General features: G+C 64.2%; 9 protein-coding genes and 1 tRNA gene. 3 read left to right on the forward strand and 7 right to left on the reverse strand.

What is annotated here, in order from left to right; all coding sequences use genetic code 11:
* Positions 1–6: 6 nt before the first annotated feature.
* The 3 genes from U0L91_RS00900 to U0L91_RS00910 are packed head-to-tail and all read right to left on the reverse strand — an operon-like array spanning position 7 to position 3,575.
* Entirely contained in the window at positions 7–486 is a 480-nt protein-coding gene (locus U0L91_RS00900) for an FHA domain-containing protein (RefSeq protein ID WP_330044071.1), read from the reverse strand.
* Between the two features lie 13 nt (positions 487–499).
* On the reverse strand, positions 500–2,203 hold the full coding sequence (locus U0L91_RS00905) for an FHA domain-containing protein (RefSeq protein ID WP_330044072.1): 1,704 nt from the start codon (positions 2,201–2,203) through the stop codon (positions 500–502).
* Between the two features lie 22 nt (positions 2,204–2,225).
* Entirely contained in the window at positions 2,226–3,575 is a 1,350-nt protein-coding gene (locus U0L91_RS00910) for a coiled-coil domain-containing protein (protein WP_330044074.1), read from the reverse strand.
* A gap of 378 nt (positions 3,576–3,953) precedes the next feature.
* Between U0L91_RS00910 and U0L91_RS00915 the strand changes: the two genes are divergently transcribed.
* A complete protein-coding gene (locus tag U0L91_RS00915; RefSeq protein ID WP_330044076.1) occupies positions 3,954–4,637 on the forward strand; it encodes a phosphatase PAP2 family protein in 684 nt (227 codons plus the stop codon).
* 125 nt (positions 4,638–4,762) lie between these two features.
* Complete coding sequence (locus U0L91_RS00920; protein WP_330044078.1) at positions 4,763–5,965, forward strand: FprA family A-type flavoprotein; 1,203 nt, start codon at positions 4,763–4,765, stop codon at positions 5,963–5,965.
* A gap of 64 nt (positions 5,966–6,029) precedes the next feature.
* On the opposite strand, the gene U0L91_RS00925 is transcribed toward U0L91_RS00920, so the two are convergent.
* From U0L91_RS00925 to U0L91_RS00940, 4 genes are all read right to left on the reverse strand, one after another.
* The gene (locus U0L91_RS00925) at positions 6,030–7,274 is read right to left on the reverse strand and encodes a 5-bromo-4-chloroindolyl phosphate hydrolysis family protein (protein ID WP_330044080.1); all 1,245 of its coding nucleotides are present in this window, start codon (positions 7,272–7,274) and stop codon (positions 6,030–6,032) included.
* Positions 7,275–7,310: 36 nt separating this feature from the next.
* A complete protein-coding gene (locus U0L91_RS00930; RefSeq protein ID WP_330044082.1) occupies positions 7,311–8,561 on the reverse strand; it encodes a GDSL-type esterase/lipase family protein in 1,251 nt (416 codons plus the stop codon).
* 102 nt (positions 8,562–8,663) lie between these two features.
* Complete coding sequence (locus tag U0L91_RS00935) at positions 8,664–9,830, reverse strand: hypothetical protein (RefSeq protein ID WP_330044084.1); 1,167 nt, start codon at positions 9,828–9,830, stop codon at positions 8,664–8,666.
* A gap of 21 nt (positions 9,831–9,851) precedes the next feature.
* Positions 9,852–10,196 carry a hypothetical protein gene (locus tag U0L91_RS00940; RefSeq protein WP_330044086.1) on the reverse strand — a complete coding sequence of 115 codons (345 nt, stop codon included), beginning with the start codon at positions 10,194–10,196 and terminating at the stop codon, positions 9,852–9,854.
* Between the two features lie 473 nt (positions 10,197–10,669).
* On the opposite strand from U0L91_RS00940, the gene U0L91_RS00945 reads away from it, so the two are divergent.
* Positions 10,670–10,746: transfer RNA gene (locus tag U0L91_RS00945), tRNA-Asn, on the forward strand.
* Positions 10,747–10,760: the final 14 nt, after the last annotated feature.

Consider the following 10,760-nt stretch of genomic DNA (forward strand, 5'->3'; position numbering starts at 1 on the left):
ACGGGGTCAGGTCCAGCGGAATTCCTCATCACAGAAGGGCACGAACCGCAGCACGGCCCCGCCGAGTCCGATCCGGTCCCCCGCACGCAGCGCCCGCCGTTCCAGCAGGCTTTTGCCGTTGAGGGTGCACAGCTCGTTGGAGGAGCCGGGCAGCGCAGACCAGCTGCCGTCCTGGGGGTCATAGACCAGGATTCCCTGCCGCACCCCCAGCGGGCTGTCGGCGCTGAGCACAGCGGGCAGACCGCCGGTGTCCAGTCCCAGGAAGTTCCTTCCCTCCCCCAGCCGCAGATCCCGGCCGCGGGCAGGCCCCTGCAGCACCACCAGCCAGCCCGTGACGGGGCCCTTCGGCGCGTTCTGCACCGACGCCGTCAGCGTGGTCTGCTCGACGATCTCGCCTCCGTCCTGCAGGTCCCGGTTGCAGTAGGGACATTCGGAAGATTTGTCGGCATCATAAAAGTGGCCGTTTTCGCATTTTGTCAGCTTCATGGTCCGCTCCTTCTCACAGCACCAGCCGCAGCGTGGTGCGGCCAAGCCGGATTTCGTCATCATTGTGCAGCCGATGGGGGTCGCCGATCCGTTCCCCGTTCACCCGCACCACCGCATCCCCGAGCGCGCGGATTGTGACCTGGTCCTCCTCGACGGCCAGCACCGCGTGCTGGGCCCGGACGCGGGGGTCCGCAAGGCAGTAATCGCACTGATCGGGGTCACTGCCCAGCAGCAGGCTGCCGCGCACCTCCACCGTGGTGCGGACCTCGGCAATGCTGCGGCGCGGCCGGCAATAGAAGGTGATCCGCCGCACCGGCAGGTAGTCCCGGGCACTCCGGGAGGCATCGGACAGCAGATGCTCGGCCTCGGCCTGTTTTTCCGCCGCGCGGTCCCGGCGGCGCTGGACGGCATTTGCCGCGGCCAGCACCGCAACCGCAAGCAGCATAACCGTCACCGGCAGGCGGAACCGGGCCAGGTAGAATGCCCGGTCCCGGGGCCAGCCGTCCACCTCGAACCGGAACACCACCTCATCATCGCTGAGATTCGCGGGCGTGATGGCGCTGGGCAGTTCGTCCAGGCGCAGGGTGTACCGTCCGTCATACAATGGATCGGTGGTCAGCACGGCGGTGCGGCCGTCGGCGCTGAGCTCGGCCTGTGCCACCCCGACGTTCCAGTTCCAGATATCCTCACTCCGGATTTCATAGCAGCGGGTCCCGCCCTGTCCCACGGCCTGGTTGAAGGTCACGGTGAGCCGGTTGCGGCCGGTGACCTCGACCCGCTCCACGGCGGGCGGGGTGAGCCGGTGCCCCATATAGACCGCCGCCGTGGCCCGGACCGCGCTGCCCAGCGAAGGCACGCTGACCGTGACGACATCCAGCTTTTCCCCGTAGAGTGCGGGGTCCACGGCGGTCTTGATCTCGAGTGCCGACGCCAGCTGCCGCTGGTCCTCCAGCATGGCTTCGGCCAGTTCGCTCTCGGTCAAGAAGCGGATTTTTCCGGCCGAGAGATCGGAGGGCAGCAAAGAGAGCGGGTCGGTGTCGGTGCGGGTGGCATAGACGGTCAGCGGCAGATTGAGCCGGTCGAGGGAATTGTCGGCCACGCCGCCCAGCACCGCCAGGCTGGCCAGCGTCCGGTAGGCCGGCGTACAGACCAGCAGCACCTTGCGCGGAGCCAGGCTCTGGAATCCGTCGTTCACATCCTGCGCCACCAGGGCCGCCGCGCCGAGCAGGTCAGAGCTGCCCTCGTCGGGCTGAATGGCGCGCAGTGCGGCCAGCGCCGCCCCGGCATCGGCGGTGGCGGGCAGCACGCAGGCAGCTTCTGTCCCCGTGGTGTAGAGCAGAATCTGGTCGCGGTCCTGTTTGGCGCGGATCAGGCCGCTGACCGCGCTGCGGTAGGCCTGCAGGGTTTCCTCATCGGCGGCGTTGTCCAGCACCAGGAGATAGCAGATCGGCTCGTTGGCCAGGGCAATGTTGCCGGTGGGAACCTGGGTGTCCCCCACGCGGACCTCCACCCCGGCCGCGCGGACCAGCGTGGGGTCGATCGTGCTGCCCTGCGCCGTCTGTACCTGCAGGAAGATGTCCATCTCGGGCACGTTCAGATAGACCTGCTCGATGGAAAAGCCGGTCAGCGTATCGGCGCGGGCCGCCGTGGCCAGCAGCAGGACGGTCAGGCATAGAAAAAGGGCGTGCCGGATTCTCTGCACGGTCCTGCGGTTCATCCGGAACACACCCTTTCTTTTGTTATTTTTCCAGCCGCTGCTGCATCTGCTGCAATGCACGCAGCGCGCGCAGTGCCTTGCGGCGGGCCTCATCCTGCCGTTTTTCGGCGGCGGACGGTGCCTCGACGGCCGGTTCGGGGTCCTCCTCGTCATCCTCAAAGTTGGGCATCACCGGCACCCGGGGCTGGGCGGCCGGCGGGGTCTCGTCCTTCTGGACATCCGCCTGCCGCACAATCGGCGAGGAGAAGATCGCGCCCGGCACCTCGGTCAGCGCCGGTCCGGTCTGGTGGTTGGGGTCCCCGGTGGGGCGCTGCTCGTCCGGCGTCGGCGGTTCCGCCGGCTTCTCGGGTTCCGGCTCGGCGGGCGAGGCGGCCGGGGTCTCCTCGGCGGGCGCTTCCTCCTCGTCGGGGTCGGCGGCAGCCTGGGCACGCAGCTCATCCACCGCGCGGGCCACCACCTCGGGGCTCAGATCCAGCTTGGCATCCGGCGTCGGCACGGTGTGCAGCTCGGGCAGCTCGCTTTCCAGCGCCCGGGAACTGTTGTCCGCCGCTTCGGCCTCGGCCACGGGGTCATGGGCGACGGCCTGGTTGTGCAGTTCCTCCAGCTTGTTGCTCATGAGGCCCAGATACTCGATCAGCGCCGCCCGCTGTGCCTCCATCTCCCGCACCTCGGCGCGCAGGTTGTTCAGCCGCAGCTGGTGGGCGTTCTGGATCTCGTTGGCTTCCGCGGCGGCCGCATCCACAAGCTTCTGCGCCTGGGCCTTGGCCTGCTCACGGGCGGCCGCGTCGACGGCACGGGCCTCGGCACGGGCGTTCTCCTCAATCTGGGCAGCACGCTCCTGCGCCGCCGTGACGGTCTGGCCGGCTTTCTGTTCGGCCTCCTCCATCACCTTGCGGCGGCTCTCCTCCAGCGCGTTCTTGGCATCCTCCAGCGCGCGGCCCTTGATGCGCAGCTCCGCCTCGGCCTGCTCGGCACGCTCCTTGTATTTGTCGGTTTCCTTCTGCAGATCGCTGTTTTTCAGACGCAGCACCGCAATCTGGTCACTCAGCGAATGGTTGCGCTCGGTCAGGCTGGAAACGCGGGAATCCAGGTCCTGCTTCTGACGGGAATAGGTTTCGCTGCTGCCTGCCAGCGCCGCGTTCTGGCCCGAAAGCCGCTGATTCTGCGCCGTGAGGGACTGGCAGTGCTGCTGCAGGGCCGCGTTCTCCTGGGCGGCTTTGCGGGCGGCCGCCTCCGCCTTGCCCAGACGCTGCTCGTACTCGACACAGAGCGCCTGTATGGCGGCGCGCACATCCTCCGGCTCATAGCCGCCGAACCGTGCCTTGCGCACACCGCTGGCTTCGATATATCTGCTGACATCAATTTTCGGCATGGGTCGTTCCTCCCGACGGAAAAGTACAATGATTAACAATATTATATCAATTTCCCGCGGGCAGCGCAACAGAAATTCCCGGTTTTTGCGTTTTCCCAACTTTTTGGGGACAGGATGCAAAATGACCGGGTCCTGACTCGTATTCATCAGCACAGGGACCTCCGGAAACGCCCGGTTCCGACAGTTGTGAAAGGAGTTCACATCCTGCCGGAGCGAATTGGCAGAGCTGCACAAAAAACGACGTTTTTTCTTGGGAAACCTTGGAGGTGTCCGGACTTGTTTTGGAAACATCTGTGAAGTATAATAAAAAACCTTGTAAGGGAGTTTTTCCCTTCCGTTTCCCGCCTTTCGCAGGAGGGATTTTCAAAGGAGCTGCCTATGCGTATCTGGTGTAAAGACCATCCCATTCAGTTCATGGCCTGTTATCTGGTATTTTATCTGGCGTTTTTCACCCTTCTGGAGCACAGCATCGTGGTGCCGGATCTGGTACTGCACTGCGCACTGGATGACATGATTCCTTTTTGTAAATATGCGATCATCCCGTACTATCTGTGGTTTGCCTGGATTCCCTGCACGCTGTTCTATCTGCTGTGGTTCAACGACCGCCGGGAATTCTGGCGGCTCTGCCTGCCGCTGTTCGCCGGCATGACCCTGTCGCTGCTGTTCTGCGCCATCGTTCCCAACGGCGTCAACCTGCGGCCGGCGCACCTGTACGGCAACGACATATTCACCCAGGCGGTCCGCAATCTGTGGAAGACCGATACATCCACCAACGTTTTCCCCTCCATCCATGTCTTCAACTCGGTCACGCTGGCGCTGGCGTATCATCGCTGTGCCCGGCTGCGCGCCCGCAAATGGCTGTGGGTCAAGCTGGCCGCCGACCTGCTGTGCGGTTCGATCATCCTGTCCACGCTGCTGCTCAAGCAGCATTCCGTCATTGATGCCACGGCCGGCATTGTGCTGGCCCTCTTCCTGGACACGGTGGCCGACGCGGTGGCGCGCCGCACCGCACCTTCGGTGGCGTATCAGCACGACCATCACCCTGTATTCCAGAATACCTGATTCCGACCGGCCCCGCCGCGGGGCCGGTTTTCTATTGCAGTCAGACAAAAAATGTGGTATGATGCAGGCAGAGCTATGCCGATTGGCACAGCACCTGTACATAATAAATTTGGGAGGATGCCCGTATGTTCAATATCCAGACCGTAGCCGAGGGAATTGTCTACGTCGGCGCCAGCGACCGCCGGCTTGCCAAGTTCGAGAACCTGTTCCCGATTCCCCGCGGCGTGAGCTACAATTCCTATCTGATCGTGGACGACAAGACCGCCCTGATGGACACCGCCGATGCCGGCGTGGGTGCCCAGTTCCTTGAGAACGTGACCGCCGCCCTGGCGGGCCGTGCCCTGGATTACCTGGTGATCGACCACATGGAGCCCGACCACGCCGCCATGATCGAGGCCGTGCTGCTGCGCTGGCCCGGTGTGCAGCTGGTCTGCAACGCCAAGACGGTGCCGATGCTGCGGATGTACTTCCCCGCCGGTGAGGAGAAGATCGCCAACGCCCTGCTGGTCAAGGAAGGTGACACGCTGGAGCTGGGCCATCACACCCTGAGCTTTGTCATGGCGCCGATGGTGCACTGGCCGGAAGTCATGATGACCTACGAGAGCACCACCGGCACCCTGTTCAGCGCCGATGCCTTCGGCACCTTCGGTGCGCTGGACGGCGCGATCTTCGCCGACGAGGTGGAGTTTGAGACCCGCTGGCTGGACGATGCCCGCCGCTACTACGCCAACATTGTGGGCAAGTACGGTGTTCAGGTCCAGGGCGTGCTGAAGAAGGCCGCCGCCCTCGACATCCGCACCATCGCCCCGCTGCACGGTCCGATCTGGCGCAAGGACCTGGCCTGGTTCCTGGGCAAGTATGATCTGTGGAGCCGCTGCGAGCCCGAGCAGAAGTCCGTCACGGTGCTGTACGGCAGCATGTACGGCAACACGGCCAGCGCCGCCAACGCCCTGGCTGCCCGGATTGCCGCCAAGGGTGTGCCGGTGGCCGTCCATGACCTGTCCTGCATCGACAACAGCGAGGCCGTGGCCGAGTGCTGGCGCTCCGCTGTGATCGTGCTGGCCGCTCCCACCTACAACGGCGGCATCTACCTGCCCGCCGAGCAGCTGCTGAGCGACCTGAAGGCGCTGGGCCTGCATGACCGCACCTTCGCCCTGGTGGAGAACGGTTCCTGGGCTCCGATGTCCGCCAAGCTGATGGCCGCCAAGATCGGCGAGCTGAAGAACTGCACGGTTCTCGAGCAGAAGGTCACGGTCCGCGGCCGTCTGACCGCTGCCCAGGATGCCGAGCTGGACGCCTGCGCCGAAGCCGTCGCCGCCAGCCTGTAATCCGATCAACGAACATAAAAAACCGCCCCCTCCGGTCCGGCCGGAAGGGGCGGTTTTTGTGTTGTCACAGATGGAGCTGTGGGCCGCTGCCGTCGTCTGTCAGACCGTCGGCGCGGAGCATGTTCTCCATCACATCAATATCGGTGGAAATGTCGAGGGCATCGGCCTGGAAGAGCTTGTCCAGCTGGTTTTCAAAGGCGCTGACCAGCGTTCCCATGGCCTGCTCGATGCGGCGTTTGGATTCCGAGATATTCTCCCCCTCAATGCCCTGCGCATCCAGTTCGGCGTAGGTCTTGAGCAGTTTGAGGGAGGTCGGCAGATAATAGTCGAGGAATTTGCGCATCTGGGGCAGCTTGTCGGGATTCTGCTCCGCCTGCCGGAAAATCTTGGCGCTGACCGCTTCCAGGCGGCTGATCCGGTCGCTCATCTCATCGTCGGGGATCGCTTCATTCAGCGCCCGCAGCTGTTGCAGAATCGCGGTGTACCGGCTGTTGTCCCCCGTTTCGGGTTCCGGCTTAGCGGCAGGCTGCTTGTCGGGCGCGGCTTTGGGCTGCGGCGGGCGGCCGCGGACCACCAGCGCACAGCTGCGCATATCCAGATAGGCGTCCTCGCCGAACACCCCGTTGTCAATGCAGTCTTCCAGATAATCGCAGCACTTTTCGTAGCTGCAGGGGATCGAAGCGGCAATGTCCTGGATGTACATATGCGACGCACTGCCCACAATGTTGTCGATCTTTTTGCGCATCCGGCGCATCGTCTTGAGGCGGTGGGACGCATAGAGCATGGCAATGCCGCCGCCCAGCGGAATGGACCCGGCCAGGATATCCTCGATGAACAATGAGGCATACCCGCCCGGGATTCCGTAGGCAAACAGTTCGGTCACCGGCTGGGGCAGGATCAGCAGACCCAGCACCGTGGCAATGATGCCGGCCACCAGCAGGATGGATTCGCTGCGGGTGCCGGACGATGCTTTGGCCTTGGCGGTCTTGGCAGGTTTGCGGTCGGTCCCGCTCTTTGCCGCCGGTTCGGAGGCGGGCGTCGGAGCGGCCTGCGCATAGACGGGCCGGGCTTTCTGGGGATTGTACCGGCTGCGCGGCGGCTGCCCGGCCTCGTTGTTCAGGAACCGGTTCAGAAGGATCAGGATGATGGAGACCGGCCAGGCTCCTATAAAAAAGGTAATCAAAATGACCCACCAGGGAATCAGAAAGGAACCGCTGCGGGCGGGCCGGGAGGTGCGGCGGTGGTCCGTCGCCTGATACGGGGAATACCGGTCACTGCGGTCCTGGTCTTCGCGGTAGGGATTCGGCATAGAACTTCCTCACTCTTTGCACATACGCCAACGGATTCAGGGCAGATCTGCAATCCGTTGTTTGAGTTCATCCGTCAGGTACCAGGTACTGCCCTGCTGGTACGGATTGGATTTGTTATACGGCAGATGGGTACACAGATAGTCAATCCACTTGTTGTAACCGCTGACGGTCAGATGGATGCCGTCGGTCTGGGCATACTCCGCCGTCAGATACCCGTCCTCGCCGGTGAAGGCCTCGGTCAGGTTCAGATAATAGCAGCCCTTCTCGGCGCACATCTGCTGAATGGACGCGTTGATGCTCGCCAGCCGGTCCGGTGCCAGGCCGGGGGCCTTCTCGACCGCCTCGGGCCGGACGTTGAGCACCGACTGCACAAAGATCATCGCGTTGGGCAGCGTGGTCTTGAGCTCGTCCAGCATCCGTCCATAGTAGGCAAGGAACCCTTCATCGTTGCCGGTGCCCGTCAGGGCATTGGTTCCCAGCAGCACATACAGTTTGGCGGGCTGGCGCTCGGCCAGGATGTCCAGCGGGACCTGCTCCTCGCCGTCGTTGTTGGTCAGCGTGGTGCGGTTGACAATCTGGTTGGGGCTGGTGCCCTGGTATCCCAGAACCAGCGCGCCGCCCACATTGATTTCATAGTAGGCCAGGCCCTCGGTGAGGGAATCCCCCAGGAAGGCGGCATCGGAAAACCAGTCCGTGGTGACCCGGCCGCACTCGGGGACTGCGGCGGGCTGCGCGGGCTGGACCGTATAGGTAATGTTGTCGGTCTGGCGGACCGGGCCGATCGTGCCCCAGTTGATGGCGGGCACGGCCGCGGTGCCGTCGCTGCCCTGGGTCCCCGCATAGGGGTCCGGCGCAATCAGACGGTCGGCCAGGGCGGTATCCTGGCTGCCTTCCGCCGTGACGGGTCCGGTCTGCGGATCAGCGCCGGGCAGCAGCAGCGTGATGATGCCGGAAAGCAGAAGAATTCCGGCGGCGGTGGCAACCACAAACAGCCGCCGGTTGGCCCGGCGCTGCCGGCGTCGGACCGGCCCGGCGTTGCCGGGGCGGGACGGTGCGCGGTACGGCACCCGACGCTGGGTGATCTCCTCCGGCCGAACCCAGTCGGATTCCAGCCGGCTGTCCGGCTCCTGCGAAGCCGCCCGGCGCGGTGCGGTGCCCCGCAGTTCCGCCGACGGATTCACGCCGCGCCGGACGTTGCCGCTTCCCGGCGCCCGGACCTTGCGCCCGTCCCTGGGCGGCCGGGTCTGACGGCTGTAACCGCCGTATCCACCTTCTTTGTTGGGCATCTTCGCACCTCCCCTGTCCATTGCCTGTTGCATCTGTTTTTTCATTATACCATATCCCGGCAAGCAAAAACAGAGGGCACCGTGCATTTTTGCAAAAACCTCTCACGCAGCGGCAACCTGCACAGCGGCCGAAGTCTGCCGGGTCAGTTCACGGCAGACCCCGGTTCCCACGCCGGATGCCGGATTGTCCGACCGCAGGGTGACGGTGACGGTGTACCGTGTGTCGGATGTCGGGGCAGGCAGATCCGCGGGCAGCGGGGTTGTCCACTGTCCGGCCGTCATCACCGCCCCGGCCGGCACCGTAAAGACGCCGACCGGATGCCCTGCCGTGTCCTCCACCGTATAAATCACGGTACAGCAGGCGTTGTTCTGACCGTCCGGCCGCTGCCCGACGCCTCCGTCCGGCGGGTTGAGCATATATCCGAAATTGACGGTCTGACCCGGCTTCAGCGTCTGGGTGCGCGGGGTATACCGGCAGCGCAGCGGCAGGTCCACTGCGGCCGACGGGAACACGGCGGCGAAGGTTCCGTCCTCCCTGCCGGAAAGAACGCCGCCCTGTCCCATCTCCGCGCCCTGCCCGCCGAAGGTGTCCTCACTCTCCCGCAGGCCGGTGACCCGGATCACCAGTTTGCTTCCGTACTCGGTGCGTCCCTCCTCTCCCAGCCGCGGCGTCTCACTCACCCGCGCCGCGGAAAAATCAAAGCCGGATACCGTCAGAACCTCCTCCTGCAGGGTCGTACAGACATCCGGCACATTCTTTTTGACCTGACTCCATCCGGCGTGGGTCTTGTCCACCGACCAGATCTGGACATGGGCCTGCGAGGTATCCAGCGCCCCGGAAAACCGATATTCCAGCACCGCATCCCGGTCCGCGGTGGTCCAGGCTTCCAGCCGCAGCGTGTAGCCGTCCTCCTCCCAGCCGGCTTCGCTGCAGAGCTGCCAGTCCTGCGCCCCGGAGGTCTGCTGTCCGGCAAACGCGGCCCGGACTCCCAGCCGTTCCAGCGTCATCTGGACGCTGCGCTGCTGCGCGTCATCCAGCTGCTCCCACAGAGCCTGCTGCCGCGGCTCGGAAAAACAGCTCAGATAACTTTGCAGTGTGGCGGCATCCTGGGCGGCCAGGATGGACCGCCAGAAGCTTTCCGCCTCGCCGGGCTGTACGGCGGTGTCGCCGGGTGCCGTGGTCGGTCCCAGTGCCGGGACCTTCTGGGCACTCAGGCAAAAGAGCAGCGCCGCCAACAATCCGAACCAGCATCGGCAATGCCTTCCCATGTCCTTCCCCTTTTCTGTATGTCATTCATGAACGGATTCTGCCGGGTCCGCTCCGGGCGGAGCGCAGGGACCCATGACCATGACGCGGGCGGGCAGCGTTCTCAGCTGCCGTTCAAGATCCGGAACGCAGGGCGCACTCTGGCGCCATTGTATGATGGGATGTGCCTCGGTGACCGATTCGGTATGTACCGCAGATTCCGCCGTTTCGGGCACAAGTGCCACCGGTTCCATCACGCCCAGGGCCGCCGTCTGCACCACCGCGCCGGCCGCTGCCCGCAGCCAGGCGGTCAGCGCGGCGCCCGCCAAGCAGCAGGCCACCAGCACGACCGAAACCGCACCAAACACAAATCTTACTTTTTCCTTCATTGCAGTTTCCCCCTTTCAGCATCACCGCTCCAGCGCGGTGTTCCCCCTCCTGATCGGACCTTCCATGTTTGCCGGGCGGGCGTGTGCGGCGCCCTGCGCCTTTGCCCCCCGCCGTAACCGCAGCGGTCCCGTGTCTTTCCTGCCTTGGTGCGCCGGTCCTTGCGGCCGCGCAGATGTATGTACAGGGGTACTGCAGGATGCAGGACCAGTGTCGGGCTGCGGAACGTGCGGGCCGGGGCCTGAATGGGCTCCGCCCGGCTGCTTGGGAGATGCGGCCCCGTACGCCGGCCGCGCCCCCTTTGCGTGAATAGATCATACACCTGCCCCGGTGCGGAAATTGCCAAAGCGTGTCACCGGTGCCCGGGAATCGCTCGGCAAAAGCCGGCAAAAAAAGTTGAACTTTTTTTGATTTAACCCTTGACATTCCCAGGTACCGGCGCTATAATAAAAAAGCTGAATCAAGCAAGACACATTGCCCCATAGCTCAGTTGGTTAGAGCACCTGACTGTTAATCAGGGTGTCGTCCGTTCAAGTCGGACTGGGGCAGCCAACAGACGGTAAAGC

Origin of the sequence: Gemmiger sp., assembly GCF_036306485.1 — a bacterium.
Classification (GTDB): domain Bacteria; phylum Bacillota; class Clostridia; order Oscillospirales; family Ruminococcaceae; genus Gemmiger.